This window comes from Chryseobacterium sp. C3 (assembly GCF_014218905.1).
Classification (GTDB): Bacteria; Bacteroidota; Bacteroidia; order Flavobacteriales; family Weeksellaceae; genus Chryseobacterium; species Chryseobacterium mucoviscidosis.
Window position 1 is genome coordinate 266,752 of sequence record NZ_JACLCU010000001.1, and the last position, 15,406, is coordinate 282,157.

19 protein-coding genes are annotated in these 15,406 nt (G+C 35.6%); 14 read left to right on the forward strand and 5 right to left on the reverse strand.

Annotated features, from left to right (window positions below):
• The first annotated feature begins 54 nt into the window (after positions 1-54).
• The 9 genes from H6W53_RS01195 (at position 55) to H6W53_RS01235 (ending at position 7,720) form a co-directional block, all read left to right on the forward strand.
• Entirely contained in the window at positions 55-282 is a 228-nt protein-coding gene (locus tag H6W53_RS01195) for a hypothetical protein (protein WP_185204530.1), read from the forward strand.
• Positions 283-494: 212 nt separating this feature from the next.
• Positions 495-656, forward strand: a complete 162-nt coding sequence (locus H6W53_RS01200; protein ID WP_185204531.1) for a hypothetical protein — start codon at positions 495-497, stop codon at positions 654-656.
• A gap of 137 nt (positions 657-793) precedes the next feature.
• Positions 794-1,408, forward strand: coding sequence for a Crp/Fnr family transcriptional regulator (locus H6W53_RS01205; RefSeq protein WP_228457729.1), 615 nt, complete (start codon positions 794-796; stop codon positions 1,406-1,408).
• A 280-nt stretch (positions 1,409-1,688) separates the two neighbouring features.
• Entirely contained in the window at positions 1,689-1,940 is a 252-nt protein-coding gene (locus H6W53_RS01210; protein ID WP_185204532.1) for a hypothetical protein, read from the forward strand.
• A 28-nt stretch (positions 1,941-1,968) separates the two neighbouring features.
• On the forward strand, positions 1,969-4,104 hold the full coding sequence (locus tag H6W53_RS01215) for a catalase (RefSeq protein ID WP_185204533.1): 2,136 nt from the start codon (positions 1,969-1,971) through the stop codon (positions 4,102-4,104).
• Between the two features lie 59 nt (positions 4,105-4,163).
• Positions 4,164-4,664 (forward strand): CinA family protein, encoded by a 501-nt coding sequence (locus H6W53_RS01220; protein WP_185204534.1) that lies wholly within the window; start codon positions 4,164-4,166, stop codon positions 4,662-4,664.
• Complete coding sequence (locus H6W53_RS01225; RefSeq protein ID WP_185204535.1) at positions 4,664-5,416, forward strand: SDR family oxidoreductase; 753 nt, start codon at positions 4,664-4,666, stop codon at positions 5,414-5,416. Before H6W53_RS01220 ends, H6W53_RS01225 begins: the two co-directional genes overlap by 1 nt.
• Before the next feature lie 177 nt (positions 5,417-5,593).
• The gene (locus H6W53_RS01230) at positions 5,594-6,385 is read left to right on the forward strand and encodes a phosphatase PAP2 family protein (protein ID WP_228457730.1); all 792 of its coding nucleotides are present in this window, start codon (positions 5,594-5,596) and stop codon (positions 6,383-6,385) included.
• A gap of 309 nt (positions 6,386-6,694) precedes the next feature.
• Positions 6,695-7,720, forward strand: a complete 1,026-nt coding sequence (locus H6W53_RS01235; protein ID WP_185204536.1) for a T9SS type A sorting domain-containing protein — start codon at positions 6,695-6,697, stop codon at positions 7,718-7,720.
• A 64-nt stretch (positions 7,721-7,784) separates the two neighbouring features.
• Here H6W53_RS01235 and H6W53_RS01240 read toward each other — a convergent pair whose 3' ends face one another.
• Positions 7,785-8,294 carry a pyridoxamine 5'-phosphate oxidase family protein gene (locus H6W53_RS01240; protein ID WP_087710160.1) on the reverse strand — a complete coding sequence of 170 codons (510 nt, stop codon included), beginning with the start codon at positions 8,292-8,294 and terminating at the stop codon, positions 7,785-7,787.
• 138 nt (positions 8,295-8,432) lie between these two features.
• Positions 8,433-9,275 (reverse strand): NAD(P)-dependent oxidoreductase, encoded by an 843-nt coding sequence (locus H6W53_RS01245; protein ID WP_185204537.1) that lies wholly within the window; start codon positions 9,273-9,275, stop codon positions 8,433-8,435.
• A gap of 347 nt (positions 9,276-9,622) precedes the next feature.
• Between H6W53_RS01245 and H6W53_RS01250 the strand changes: the two genes are divergently transcribed.
• Both H6W53_RS01250 and H6W53_RS01255 read left to right on the forward strand, forming a co-directional pair.
• Complete coding sequence (locus H6W53_RS01250) at positions 9,623-10,264, forward strand: CatA-like O-acetyltransferase (protein WP_185204538.1); 642 nt, start codon at positions 9,623-9,625, stop codon at positions 10,262-10,264.
• 446 nt (positions 10,265-10,710) lie between these two features.
• Positions 10,711-11,103 (forward strand): helix-turn-helix transcriptional regulator, encoded by a 393-nt coding sequence (locus tag H6W53_RS01255; protein ID WP_087710165.1) that lies wholly within the window; start codon positions 10,711-10,713, stop codon positions 11,101-11,103.
• A gap of 14 nt (positions 11,104-11,117) precedes the next feature.
• Here the strand turns inward: H6W53_RS01255 and H6W53_RS01260 are convergent, their stop codons facing one another.
• Positions 11,118-11,849, reverse strand: coding sequence for an MBL fold metallo-hydrolase (locus H6W53_RS01260; RefSeq protein WP_185204539.1), 732 nt, complete (start codon positions 11,847-11,849; stop codon positions 11,118-11,120).
• A 276-nt stretch (positions 11,850-12,125) separates the two neighbouring features.
• On the opposite strand from H6W53_RS01260, the gene H6W53_RS01265 reads away from it, so the two are divergent.
• The 3 genes from H6W53_RS01265 to H6W53_RS01275 are packed head-to-tail and all read left to right on the forward strand — an operon-like array spanning position 12,126 to position 13,941.
• Entirely contained in the window at positions 12,126-12,824 is a 699-nt protein-coding gene (locus tag H6W53_RS01265) for a DsbA family oxidoreductase (RefSeq protein ID WP_185204540.1), read from the forward strand.
• Positions 12,825-12,834: 10 nt separating this feature from the next.
• On the forward strand, positions 12,835-13,416 hold the full coding sequence (locus H6W53_RS01270; RefSeq protein WP_185204541.1) for a nucleosidase: 582 nt from the start codon (positions 12,835-12,837) through the stop codon (positions 13,414-13,416).
• Between the two features lie 3 nt (positions 13,417-13,419).
• On the forward strand, positions 13,420-13,941 hold the full coding sequence (locus H6W53_RS01275) for a GNAT family N-acetyltransferase (protein WP_185204542.1): 522 nt from the start codon (positions 13,420-13,422) through the stop codon (positions 13,939-13,941).
• A gap of 17 nt (positions 13,942-13,958) precedes the next feature.
• Here H6W53_RS01275 and pdeM read toward each other — a convergent pair whose 3' ends face one another.
• Entirely contained in the window at positions 13,959-14,603 is a 645-nt protein-coding gene (gene pdeM / locus H6W53_RS01280) for a ligase-associated DNA damage response endonuclease PdeM (RefSeq protein WP_185204543.1), read from the reverse strand.
• 115 nt (positions 14,604-14,718) lie between these two features.
• Entirely contained in the window at positions 14,719-15,315 is a 597-nt protein-coding gene (locus tag H6W53_RS01285) for a hypothetical protein (RefSeq protein WP_185204544.1), read from the reverse strand.
• Between the last annotated feature and the right edge of the window lie 91 nt (positions 15,316-15,406).

Sequence of the window (15,406 nt, forward strand, 5' to 3'; positions counted from 1 at the left end):
TTAACATAATATTATCCTACTTTTGAAAGATCACACCACTTAAAATATAATATTATGAAATGTATCCTGTCAATTGCCCTTCTTGGGCTTCTGGTATGGAGTTGTCAGAAAAAAGAAAACTCAACAACTTCTGATTCCGGTTCCGGCTATGATTCCGCCACGATAACGGATTCTTCTGTTAATGCAACCACAACAATGTCTAATGATTCCATTCCTTTGGCAGACAGTACAACGGTACGTTCCGCAGGAAAGGAGGCAGACAGTACAAAAACGGCAAAATAAATTTCACATAATTAAATGAAAAACCCGTTTTCAGATTAAGAAGCGGGTTTAACTTGAACAACGAATTTTTATTCTGAAGACAATATTTTTTATCGAGTATTCTTTAAATGTAAATAAATTTTGGGTGCGGTTTTTGCATATATAAAATGTATTTCCAATTTTATTTCTACTGAGAATGCTTTATAATTAAAGAAATATTAAAAATAATTTATATGATTATTAAAGAAGAAATTTTGCATTTGGTAGGAGCCAGTATCAAAGACTACAAACCTTCGGAAAACAGATTTACCGAAGTAAGCCATCCCAATTATTATCATCAGATCATCAGAGGAAAGGTTAAACTCAGCGCCGTTTATGAGACAACAGATGGCTGATCTTACTGGAAACTCCCGTCTAAACGAGTAAGTTCATGAGAGAAAACAGACTGTAAAAATCAGAAAACGGAAAATATTGTATTAAATATAGAATTTGTGGTCTTTTTTTTGTAGAAGAATTGTTAAAATTCTAAAATATGAAAACTATAAGCTGCATGAATATTGATCCTGAATTGTTATATGAATTCGGAGCAGAAGATAGGTTTTATAAAGCAAAGGAAATAATCTATAAAGAAGGAGATCATGCCTTATATTACTATCAGATTATCAGAGGAAAAGTAAAGCAAAACAGCTATAATGAAGAAGGCAAAGAGTTTATCCATAATATTTTAGGAGAAAAACAAAGCTTTGGAGATCCCATGCTTTTTTTAGAAAAATTCTACGTGATGAATGCAATATGTATGACGGATGTAGAAATCATAAGGCTAACAAAGAAAAATTTCATGGACCTTTTGGAAAAAAATCCGAAAATTTCTCTGGAAATGAATTCCTGCCTTTCACAAAGATTGTATTTTAAAGCGATCATGCTGCAGAATATGTCTTCCCAGAATCCTGCTGTAAGGCTGAAAGGTCTGCTGGATTATCTTAAAAGTTATCATGAAGGAGACTGCGAACAGTGTTTTCATGTGGATCTTACAAGACAGCAGATTGCCAATCTTACCGGATTACGCGTAGAAACGGTGATCAGAACCCTTAAAAAAATGGAAAAAGAAGGCAGTTTAAAAATAGAAAGCCGAAAAATTTTATATTAATCAGATCAATATGACTGAAGTCATAAAAACGACACATTTTCAGTCGTAGATTTATTATCTGTTTCACTTACATTACTTTGGATATTTACAGATCACACTTTCACAGCGGATCTTGTAAATACTTTAAATCAAATTCAACATAAGAAAATAGCAGGAGCCTGAACTTTATCCGATCAGGATTCGGGGGAATGTTTAACTCATAATACTCTTCCGGATTACCTCTTTATTTGTGATTATGCAGAGAGGTAATCTTTAATGAACATCAAACACCAAAAAAATCATGGTAGCCAAAACCACAGATAATAAAGATAAAAGTAACGCCGCAGATCCATCATCTGCATCGGAAAAAAGCAGACAGACAGAAAATAATGCCGTGAATGAAAGTGAAATGGACAATTCTTCGCTTCACAGGTTCTTTATTTCAGCAATAAAAGATATTTATTTTGCTGAAAATGCATTGATGGATGCTTCAGACCAAATGAAAAAGGAAGAACTAAAAGAAACTTCTAAAGATACACACAAGCCATCTTGAAAAAGATAAACCACAAAATAGTAAAATTATGAAAGACAAAAAAACGACGAATGATAAGCTGGATCAGCTCGCGTCGCACACCACATCAAATGACGATACAAAACTTACAACCAATCAGGGACTTAAAATAAATGATAACCAGAATTCCCTTACAGCAGGAGAAAGAGGAGCCACTTTACTGGAAGATTTTATTCTGAGAGAAAAAATTACCCACTTTGATCATGAAAGAATTCCTGAAAGAATTGTTCATGCACGCGGATCAGGAGCGCATGGCGTTTTTAGGCTGAAAAAAAGCCTTAAACAATATACAAAAGCTAAATTTTTAACAGAAACAGACAGAGAAACGCCGGTTTTCGTAAGATTTTCTACCGTTGCAGGAAGCAAAGGAAGTACAGATTTAGCTCGGGACGTAAGAGGCTTTGCCATAAAATTTTACACAGAAGAAGGAAACTACGATCTCGTAGGAAACAATATACCAGTTTTTTTTATTCAGGATGCCATTAAATTTCCGGATCTTGTACATGCTGTAAAGCCGGAACCACACAACGAAATTCCTCAGGCTGCTTCTGCGCATGATACCTTCTGGGATTTTATTTCCCTGATGCCCGAAAGTATGCACATGATTATGTGGGTGATGAGCGACAGAGCAATCCCCAGAAGTTTCAGCAGAATGGAAGGTTTTGGCGTTCATACCTTCAGATTTATTAATGATGAAGGAAAAGCCCATTTTGTAAAATTTCATTTCAAGCCGAAATTAGGCGTCCATTCCGTAGCCTGGGACGAAGCGCAGAAAATTTCGGGAGTAGATCCGGATTTTCACAAAAGAGATCTTTGGGAATCCATCGAAAGCGGTAATTTTCCGGAATGGGATTTCGGAGTACAATTAATTCCCGAAGAAGATGAAGATAAATTCGATTTTGATCTTCTCGATCCTACGAAAATTATTCCTGAAGAAGAAGTTCCGGTAGAAATTTTCGGAACCTTAACATTAAACAGAAATCCAGATAATTTCTTTGCAGAAACAGAGCAGGTAGCTTTTCATCCGGGACATCTGGTTCCGGGAATCGATTTTTCCAACGATCCTCTTTTGCAGGGAAGACTATTTTCCTACACAGATACACAGCTTTCAAGATTAGGTTCGCCCAATTTCCATGAAATCCCGATCAACAGATCTGTAAATACCGTTCACAACAACCAGCGCGACGGACACATGAGACAGCAGATCGTAAAAGGAAAAGTAAGCTACGAACCCAATTCTATCGGAGGAGGATGTCCTTTTCAGGCAATGATGTCGGAAGGAGGATTTACTTCACATCAGGAAAGAGTTTCAGGGACAAAAATAAGAGCCCGAAGCGAAAGTTTTGTAGATCATTACTCACAGGCAAAATTATTTTACAACAGCCAGTCCGATTATGAAAAAACACACCTTCAGAACGCCCTGATTTTTGAACTGTCGAAAGTTACCGTTCCGGAAATTCGGGAAAGAGTGGTCGGACAGCTCAATTTTATTGATAAATCTCTGGCGCAGAATGTTGCTTCAAAAGTAGGCGTTGAGGTAAAAGAGCTGGAATTTCCAAACCAGAGTCTTCCGGCAGACAGCAACCCTGCAGATCTGCAAAGTGAAGAAAGAGAAGCCCATACAAGAGCTTCTGAAGCCTTGAGTATGGCAAATACTGTAAAAAATACAATTCAGGGAAGAAAAATAGGCTTTATTGTTGCCAGTGGAGCAGATTTTGGCATTATAAATGATTTAAAAAATAAACTGGAAGATCAGAATGCAGTTGTAGAAATTATCACACCAAGTTTGGCTCCGGTAAAGACAGACAAAGGAGATGCTTTAACACCAAAACATTCTCTTACAAGCACGGCAAGCGTATGTTTTGATGCCTTGTTTATCGGAGCGGGAGAAGAGGCAGCCAAAGAGCTTATGAACGCAGAAAACAAACACAAAGTTTTGCATTTCATCAATGAAGCATATCAACACTGTAAAGCAATTTATTTTGGAGAAGGCACAGAAGCAATTTATAAAAACAGCAATGTCGCAGTGAAAAAGCATGAAGATCCTGCCATTGTAAACTGGGAAGATTCTGATCCCGACCATAAATTTACGGAAGCCATTGCCAACCACAGAGTCTGGGAGCTTGAAGTTGAAAGAAATGCATAAATTTTAATCTGTACAAACAGAAATATTATACACCACAACCACTTAAAATAATAAAGATTATGGAATTTCAAAAAAACCTCTTAGATTACATCAGTCAGTCGCTCATAACCGCTGATGAAACCATTTCTGTGGTAGAGAGCGTTACCTCCGGCTGTTTACAGCTTGCCTTTTCACAAATGCCCAATGCATCATTATTTTATAAAGGCGGAATGACCACCTATACTTTACCCGAAAAAGTAAGACTGATGAACGTAGATCAGGCCGAAGCCGAAGAATGCGACTGCGTGTCGGAAAATATTGCAGAAACAATGGCTTTAAATGTCGCCAAATTTTTCGAATCCGACTGGTCTATTGCGACAACGGGATATTGTACGCCGATCCGTAATTCCTCGTATAAGATTTTTGCCTACTTTTCTTTCTCGTACAAAGGAGAAATTGTACTGACTAAAAAACTGGAGCTTCACCCAAAAACACAGGCACTGAATGCTCAGTTGTACTATACCGAATTTATTTTAGGCTGTTTTAAAAGTGAAATCAACCAGCTTTTAATTTTAAAATAATGAGGGAATTGAAATTAGACAGTAAAACCGTCCTTATCACCGGAGCCGACAGCGGAATCGGAAAAGCTGTAGCCCTGCTTTTTGCTGAAGAAGGCGCAGATATTGCGATCATTTATCATTCGGATGAAAAAAATGCCCGCGAAGCAAAGTCAGAAATTGAAAATCTTGGCAGAAAATGCTCTGTTTTCAAAGGGGATATTAATGATTATGAATTTTGTGAAGAGGTAACCTCAAAAGTAATTTCAGAATTCGGAAAAATCGATATTCTTGTGAATAATGCGGGAATTCAGTTTCCTTCGAAAAATATTGAAGAACTGGAAGAAAAAAATATCCGGACAACATTCAATTCAAATATCATCGGAATGATTTTGTTAACCAAAGTTGTATTTCCATATCTGAAAGAGGGGAGTTCCATTATTAATACGACTTCGGCAGCGGCGTATCAGGGACATCCTGAACTGTTGGATTATTCAGCAACCAAAGGAGCTATTGTTTCTTTTACAAGATCTCTGGCATTGAAGGCAAAACCTAAAGGGATCCGTGTTAATGCGGTTGCTCCGGGACCGGTAACAACACCTTTAACCAAAGAAACCTTTGATGAGGAAAAGGAGGATAAAAATAAGCCACCTTTTGAAAGAAATGCTACGCCGGAAGAAATTGCCACCAGTTTTCTTTTTCTGGCAAGTAAAGAGGCAGCTCAGTTTACAGGACAGGTTTTTCATCCCAATGGAGGAATCGTTGTTAATGGATAAAGCATTACCTTATTTAAAATAATCAATTTAGCCCATACATTTTTGTGTGGGTTATTTTTATTTAGCTTGGATAAGAATTAAGATTAATTTTAAATGTCTAAACCACGTTCTCTACAATTCATCTATCTTTGATAAGAGATACAGATCAATTTTTTGATCATTAAAATCCTTTATCTTATGAGAAAATTCTGTACAGGATTATTTTTATTGGTTAGCAGTTTTCAATGGATCTGCGCTCAGGAAACAGACAGTCTTCGGTTTCAGGATAATGCAGATTCTGTAATGGTTTTGAAAAGCCTTCCTGAAGATAAGATCCATCAGTTCAGCTATAAAAAGCTTATCGTTCCTACCGTACTTATTTCCTATGGAATTGCCAGTCTGAGTATTGACGAACTAAAAACACTGAATTCTTCCACACAATACGAAATTAGCGAACATAAGCCGGATCATATCAAACTCGATAATTACACCCAGTTTGCTCCCGCAGTTTTGGTTTACGGACTCAATGCTTTCGGAGTAAAAGGAAAACATAATTTCCGTGAGAGAAGCATTATCTACGGAACTTCCATGATGATCACTTCTGCCATCACCATTCCGCTGAAACACGCTGTAAAAGAAGAAAGACCGGATCATTCCAACAGGCTTTCTTTTCCTTCGGGGCATACAGCCATTGCTTTTGCATCGGCGCAGTTCATGTTCAGAGAATATAAAGACCACAATCTTTTGCTGGGAATTTCAGGATATTCTCTGGCAGTTTTTACAGGAGTGTACAGAATGCTGAACGACAAACACTGGTTCGGAGACGTAATCGGTGGCGCAGGATTCGGGATTTTGTCTACTGAACTGGCATATTGGCTTTATCCGAAAATCAACAAACTTTTAGGCGGAAATCCGGAAAAATCGCAGGCGATGATGATGCCTTACTATCAGAAAGGAAATGTAGGAATAGGATTTGTGAAGAATTTTTAACTGTAATAAAAAAACAGTGAATGCTCAGTTGTTAATTTTAAATTAATAATTTGACGTAAAAACAAGATAAACAAATCAATAAAATAATTTTGCAAATTTCAATGATTGTAGGTTTTATTAATAATAAAATTCAATTATGCATTGTTTTTATTATGATAAGAATATTAAAAATTCATAAATATTTAAAAATATGATAAATTTTAATATATTTGTAGAATTAAAAAAGTAGAATTTAAAGGAAAGAATTATCTGCCTTTAATCTCTTTTTTTTATTTGTCTGCACATTATACTAATTTTAAAATAACACACATGAAAAGAAAAGACTTTCTAAAAAGTATCGGTATCGTAGGAGCATCTGTTCCGTTAATGGCATTCACCGGTAAGAATATTATGGAAGACATCATGGATGAACCTTCTAATCAGGATCTTTTATCTTGTACTGCAACAGCTTCGGAAACGGCAGGTCCGTATCCTACACCAAGCAGTGTAAGTACTTCTACCTTAGTAAGAACAAATATTACCGAAGGAACACAAACCGGTATTGCGCTTACTCTTACGATAACTGTTCTGAATACCAATAACAATTGCCTTGCAGTAGGATCGGGATACCGTGTAGATATCTGGCATTGCAACAAAAGAGGATATTATTCCGCTTATTCCGGACAGCCGGGAATTGACGGAACACAGAACACTACTGGACAAACCTGGCTTCGCGGCATTCAGTATACCAATGCAAACGGACAGGTAACCTTTACATCTATCTATCCGGGATGGTATACTCCCCGCGCTACACATATCCATGTGCAGATCTATGATGCTTCCAACAACCTTTTACTGACAACCCAACTTGCGTTTCCCGATGCAATCAATACAACAGTAAATACTTATTATGCGACTAGCGGAACAAATTCTGTTACAAACACAAATGATATGGTTTTTAGTGATTCTTATGCTTCTGAACTTATGACCGTTTCGGGAAGTACTTCAGCAGGTTATACAGCAACCGCAAATATTTTTGTAGCAGGAACACTGGGAGTGGATGATGTAAGTTTTGAGACTGGAGGTCAGTTCAGCAATCTTACCATTTCGCCCAATCCTATAGCGGATGAAGCAAAATTGAGCTTTAATCTTATTCAGACTTCCGGCGTAAGTGCAGAGATTCTAGATGTATCCGGCAGAATTGTTAAAAAAATAGACAAAACCAATTTTTCAAGAGGTAAAAATGAGCTGAAATTAGATTTTTCATCATTACAGCCCGGAAATTATATTCTCGCGTTTACCGTATCAAACATTAACGGTGAATTTTCGCAAAGTAAAAAATTCATTAAAAAATAATCAAAAAATACCAATTAAAAAGCAGCTCTCATAAAGCTGCTTTTTGTTTTTGTATAGAAAGTAATTATACTTTTGCTGTTCCCTCAACGCCATCAGAATTATCGGTTGTATTGCCTGTAATTGCTGCCGCTACAAAGTTGAAAAGACTCACCAGTTTTCCTGCTTTCGTATTCCAGTAATACGTTTCTTTAGGTTCTACACGGATGATGGATACATTCGGGTCATCTTTTCCTTCCTCAAACCATGCTTTTGCCATAGGCGACCATTTGTCTTCAATCGTCGATTTGTCTTTGTAAATTGTAGCGTCTCCGTATACCGAAAGATATTGATAATCAGAATTGTTCATAAAAAATAACTGAACTCTTTTATCATCTCTTATCTCAAAGTTCTTATTGCTTGTATCTCCGCTGATGAACCATAAATTTCCTTCGTCATCTGTTTCCTGAAGCGACATTGGTCTGGAATTGATCGGAAGTTTGTCCAGTTCCGTACAAAACATACAGATTCTTGCATTTTCAGATAATTCCTTAATTTTTTTAACCGCTTCTGTGTGGGTAAGATTTTCTGTTGACATAATATTATATTTTAGTGATTGATTTTCTGTTAAAACTGAATTTTAATTACTCTTGTTTATTCAAAAACCCGACCACAATTGAAAAATTCAACATAAAAATAATTGAAGATGATATATTTTAAGAAGATTTTTGTTGAGCTATTTTTTCAGATAATTAATGATTCCGATCACATCATCCTTTCCAAAACCTTCATCATGAGCAGATTGGTAGGTTTTAATTAAAGCTTCAGACAGCGGAAAATCTGCCCCTGCATTTTTAGCCAGAAGAATATCTTTTAGCATCAGATCCAAAGCAAAAGCAGGATCGTAATTTTCTTCCGTTAAAAGAGGTGTTTTTACTTTCGTAGCACCACTTCCGCTCGCACTTTCATTAATAATTTCCAGCATGTCTTTACGGTCGATTCCCAGTTTGTCTGAAAACAGAACCGTTTCCGCAAGTCCCTGATAAATTGCCGAAAGAAAATAGTTCACCGAAAGCTTCGCTGCAATTCCTTTTCCGTTTTCTCCCAAATGTTTAATGCTTTTTCCAAGCTTTTGCAGATAAGGTTCGGCTCTTTTAAGATCTTTTTCCTCGCCACCTGCCATAATCAGTAATGTTCCTTCTGCAGCAGGTTTTGTACTTCCCGCAACCGGAGCATCGATAAAACCGGCTTCTTTAATTTTTACTGCACTCGAAATTTCTCCCGTCATTTCAGGCGAAATCGTACTCATATCAATAAAGAGCTTTTCTGAAATATTTACCGAAAGTATTTTCTGATAAACTTCTTTCACTGCGGCATCGTTCGTAAGCATGGTGAAAATAATATCGCTGTTTTTTATCACATCCTCAACGGTATCGCAAACAACAGATTTTTCTTTAAAATCTTCCGCTTTTTCGGGCGTTCTGTTATAAACCGACAGTGTAATTACTGCTTTTTCTAAATTTTTTGCCATCGGATGTCCCATATTTCCCAATCCGATAAATCCTATTTTTTCTTTCATTTCCAATCGTTTTACTGAAAAACTTGTTTAAACTTTTTTACTGCCAAAGATGCAAAAGATTGTAACACTTTAGTTGTTTAAGTTGAATACCTAAATAAAAAAGAGCACATAAGTTAAAAAAATCAAAGATTTTTTTAACTTTGCGGACTTTTGAAAAACTTAAAATAAATCCAATAAAGTCTTTTATATCTTTTGCGGTTAAATTTAAAATTAGTTTACACAAACTTTAAATAATAATTTGCTTTTTTTACTGCAAATCCTGTACAAAAATACGTTGCAGACTACATTTATTTCTTCAGAACTTTTATAATTGATAAAACTTACAGACATTTGCAAAAAATAGAGTAGTGAAGATTATAGATATGGAGAGCTGGAACAGGAAAGAGCATTTCGAATTTTTTTCTAAAATGAAAAGTCCGTATTTCGGATTTACTTCGGAAGTAGACTGTACCAAAGCTTATGATGAGGCAAAACAAAATAAACAGTCGTTTTTTGCGGCATATCTTTACAAATCTATGATTGCCGTAAACTCTGTAGATGCGCTGAAACTGAGAATTGTAAATGATGAGGTAATTTTATATGATGAGGTTCATGTGGGAAGCACAATTGGCAGAGAAGACGGAACTTTTGGATTTTCATTCTTTCATTTTTCTGAAGATTTTGATATTTTCAATGAAAGACTTCAGGAACAGGTAAAAACCGTACAAAATTCTACAGGATTGGGAATCAGCAACGATGGTTTGCCGATCAATCATATTCGGCATACTTCCATTCCGTGGACTTCTTTCAGCGCGCTGCTGCATCCTACGAATTTCGATCCCAAAGAATGTATTCCCAAGATAGCCTTCGGAAAATTCAGAGTAAGAGACGGAAAAAAGTTTCTTCCGGTTTCCATAGAAGCGCACCACGGTTTGGCAGACGGATTACACCTTGCGCAATATTTTGAAGAATTCCAGAAACAAATGAATCTGGGATTAAGTACATTTTAAAATTCCATTTTATACTTTACTTTTTTTTCATACGTCCCTGAAGTGATATTTTTTATTGCTTTAGAATGTTATTGGTGACAATAAACCTCATATTTCATTTGTATTGATCGTAATCATAAAAAAAGATGACAAAAACTTCTAGATTTGTTCTCAGATAATTGAAATATCAGAAAAAGATCCCTAAAAATAAGGCAACAGCAGAAATAACGTGGTATGTATGTGGTATTTTTATTATGTAAAATTTTAATCATTTTTTCTTTCTTTGTCTTTGGTTAAAATCTTAATCGTTGTTTTTACGATATTATTTTAAGCATAAATACAATAAGTAAAGAAAAAAAGTAACCAAAAAGATGTTATTGGAACAGTAAAGATTATTCAAGACTTAAAAACACCTCAGAAAATTGGCTTCATTGCACAATAACTGAGGTAAGAGAACGAAGAGATTTATGCTGAAGCTTGTCGGAAAAGCATCAGAAATTAGAAGAGATGAGAAAATTATGAAAAACGAAAAAACTGAATTCAATTTAGAAGATTTAAACCAAAAGATTTTTGTACAGGACGAAATTTTAGCACTGGCAAAAGAAAATTCTCCTCGTCTGCTGAGTAAATTCAGATTGGTGGAGCCGGATTTTTTCAGTAAACTATCTGCAATCCAGCCCGACCTTAAAAATTCAGAGCTTGTATTTTGTATTTATTTAAAGCTTAATTTAACAACGAAGGAAATTGCAACTTACACGTTTGTAACTCCAAAGGCAATACAGAATCGGAAAAACAGACTTCGGAAAAAACTGAGCATAGCTTCCGATATGGATATTTATAAATGGTTTAATGATCTTTAAACCATTTTTTTTGTTTAAAATTCCAGAACAGCGGTATCCAGATCGTGGTACAGTAAAACTTTCCAATGATTTTCAATAGCCTCTTTTTCCCATTTTATTCTTAAATTCATTGCCTTTTTTCCGTCGAAATCACTTTTGTAGGCAAGATGATATTTTAAATAAGACTGTTGAGGAAGATTATCTGCTCCGTAAAAAACCGTTTGATTACCTTCTTTAATCCAGAAAACCTGCATAAACGGAGTGTGGCCTCCGACAACTTCAAACGAAATTTCATCCGTAATATTTCCCCTATCTTCATCCATCCAGACAATATTTTCAAGCTCGATCAGTTTTTCGAGGGTATCAAAATCAAAAGAATAATTTCCCCGGTTTTCCATGGCAAAAGCCAATTCACGTTTCTGAATATAGATTTCCGCATTCGGAAAAGTAGGTTTAAATCCGTTTTCGGTTCTGGTAATTGTGGTTTCAATATGGTCTTTATGAAGATGAGAAAGCAAAACTTTAGTGATCTGATCAGGATGAACATTTTCTCTTTCCAGAATTTCTGAAATCACCGTTTTTCCTTCTTCATTTTTCCATCCGATTCCTGCATCCAGAAGAATACTATCTTTTTCTGTAACAACTAAAAAAGGAGTAACCGACATCTTGATCCCTTTAACCGTGTCTTTATTTTCTTCAGTTAAAAGCGTAAAATCTTTGGTTTTATTGGTAGAAAAATTTCCTTCTTTCAGTGGTATGATTTTCATGGAGCAAATTTCATGATTATTTATAAAACAATGAAATACTTCCGTCAATACCTTTCATCAGCAAAACCAATAAATATGAATACTTTTTCATCAGTAAATTGAGTATTTTTGTACTGCTGTTTTTAATTACAAAATAAACCGGAGAAAAAGAATTTAAAAATAAAAAAAACTCTGTTTGCTTATTTAAGTGAAACGACTCTGTGAACTTAAAAACGAATAGCTATTAAAAAAATCTTCGCGCACTTTGCGTTAAAACAGTATAAAAATATATTGAAAATGAAAGTAGAAATCTGGTCGGATGTGATGTGTCCGTTCTGTTATATAGGAAAAAACAATTTTGAAAAAGCATTGGAAAATCTGCCTTTTAAAGATCAGGTAGAAATAGAGTGGAAGAGTTTTCAGTTAGATCCTACTTTAGACCCGAAAGAAACAAAGACAACTTCCGAATATTTTAAAGAAAAGAAAGGTTTCCCTGAAGTTCAGGCGCAGCAGATGATCGCGCAGGTAAAACAGATGGGAAGCGGAGCCGGAATTGATTTTAATTTTGAAAAAGCATTAATTACCAATACATTTTCTGCCCATAAACTGTTGCATTTAGCCAAAAAATACAATAAGGCAAACGAAATGGAAGAAGCTCTTTTCATCGCTCATTTTATAGATGGTAAAAATGTAGGAGATGTGGAAACACTGGTTAATCTTGCCGGTTCTTTGGGGATTGATCGGGAAGAAGCTCAGAAAGTTTTAACTTCCGAAGAATATAATCAAGAAATTAGCAAAGATATTACAGAAGCGAGAAACAATGACGTTTCCGGCGTTCCGTTTTTTGTACTGAACGGAAAATATGCGGTTTCCGGAGCGCAGCCTGTGGAACTTTTTGCCAGTGTATTGCAGCAGACTTACGACGAAACGGTAACTCCGTTAAAAAATATTTCGGATAACGGAGCTTCGTGTGATGCAGACGGTTGTGAAATTTAAGCTTAATTAAATGATAAAAATAAACGACGAACTTCAGTTTTCGGTTGAAGACACTCTTTTTGTTTTTGCTTTGGATTCTGAAGCAGGAAAAGTATTTAACGATAAAAACAAACTGATTACAGGCATCGGAAAAGTAAATGCAGCAATGGAATTAACGAAAGAAATCTACCGCAAAAGACCAAAACTGATCGTTAATCTGGGTTCTGCAGGAAGCAAAAGTTTCCATAAAGGAGATGTTGTGTGCTGTACGAAATTCATCCAGCGCGATATGGATGTGAGAGGACTTGGTTTCAGCCTGTACGAAACCCCGCTTTCAGGAATTCCGCCCGTTTTGGAATATGGTTTGAAAAGACACGATCTTCCGGAAGGAATCTGCGGAAGCGGCGACAGTTTCGAGATGAACCATTCGGAAACGGTGTATAATATTGTGGACATGGAAGCTTATCCTCTGGCTTTGATCGCGATGAAGGAAGAAATTCCTTTCCTGTGCCTGAAATATATTTCCGATGATGCTGGAAGCAATGCCGCAGACGATTGGGCGGTTCAGGTTCATCTGGCTTCGGAAGCGTTTAATAAAATTTTATTTTCGTAAAAGATGGAAGCAATTATCATTAAAAAAGCTTCTCTCAATGATCTTGAAATCATTCAGAAAATAGGAAAAGAGACCTTTTATGAGACTTTTGCACCTTATAACTCAGAAGAGAAGATTCAGAAGTATCTTACTGAAAGTTTTGCGGAAGAAAAACTGACAAAAGAATTAAATAACTCTCATTCTGAGTTTTATATCGCTTATGATGAAGAAAATGCAGTAGGTTATCTGAAAATTAATTTTGGAAATGCACAAACCGAACTTCAGGACGAATCGTCTGTGGAAATTGAAAGAATTTATGTAAAAAGTTCGCACCATGGTAAAAAAGTAGGGCATCTTTTGTACAGCAAAGCTTTGGATATTGCCATTTTAAAAGACAAAAAATACATTTGGCTGGGAGTTTGGGAAGAGAATAAACGAGCCGTCAATTTTTACAAAAAGAATGGTTTTGAAGAATTTGACAAGCATATTTTCCGTTTGGGAAATGATGAACAGACTGATCTTATGATGAAGAAAATTTTAAACTGATTTATTTAAGTTTTCTCCTAAATCTCATAAATTTCAGCATCCGTAAAAACATAGAATCTTCCTTTTTTAGGGAGATTTTTTGTGTCTAAACCTGTAAACTCACTAAAAGCGGGAAGCAATAATTGATTTTCCGTAACAACAAAACAGGGCAGTTTGATTTTTTTTACCACAGAATTAATGACAAATCCGGGATGAATGTGTCCTGTAATCTGAAATTTTTCATTCTTTTTCTGAAAATCGTGGACGAATAAAAAATCATCAATATTTAAGGTTTCGTCCCTGAAATTAAGGCAGAGTTTAGCTTCTAATTTTTTCGAAATTCTGTCGTGATTGCCTTCTACGAGATGGAATTCGAGGTTAGGAAACTCAGCTTTCCATTCGCAGAATTTGTCTACTCCGGAATTGTCTCCTGCGTGAAGCAGATCGCCGACAACGATAAATTTTTCCGGCTGAAAATATTCGATTAAAACGGACAATCGCTGCAGATCATTTTCAAAAATATGATCGGAAAGCGCAATTCCGTTTTTGCGGAAATGGGCTGTTTTTCCAATGTGAAGATCCGACAGGATCAAGGCTTTTTCTTTTTTCCAGAATAATGCTCTCTGATTGGTTAACGTAAAGACTTCGTCCTGAATATGGATATTTTTTGTTACTATTTTCATAATTGTTTTTCAACTGTTGTGATACCATCGAAAACGGCGATATTGTAGCACAAAAGTGTAATCTAAACTGTTTAGCTCTGCTTATTGGCAATAACTTGTTAGCAATTGTTCTTTTCTAAATTTCTAATATTTTTGGTAGTCCGTAAAATTTAAAGTTACTAATGTTTTTAATAATGATTGGCTTTTCGTCTTTTCTTCTTCTACTTAATGCCATTCCTCTGTCAGCTAATTCAGCCCAAGGTTCTTTTGAGTTATAAATTTGGTGCATTATTGCAGCTTCAAATCTTGCCCTTTCTCGTTTGTCTGGCATTTGAGCAACAAAAACTCTAAATGATTCTAATTGTTTTTCTACTGAACTTAAAATTTCTTCTTTACGTTCATTAAATTCTTCACGATGTGTCCTTGCATATGACCAACCATGCCAAATCTCAACTCGTTTTCCCTTTTCTGCTTCAACTACATTAAATACAGTATAATTTCCACTTTTATATTCTAAAGTATGCTGTCTAAACCTTTTTCTTGTAGATTTTGTTATTCCTACACAATAAACCAAGTATCCTTCTTCATACTTAAAAGTCCAAAGATATATACCATTTATGTCAGGAATCTTGTCAAGCCCATTTTGATTTTCGTAACCTATCCACGAAAATGGTCCTTGCCATTCTATTTCTCTAACATCAATATTAGATACATCAATTTGCTCTAATTTCATTATCCTGTATTTGATTTTATTCATTAATTTTACATTGACTTCAAACTTTCGTTCTGATGACTAAATTCGCAGCCCGACCTGAGTGGAGCTC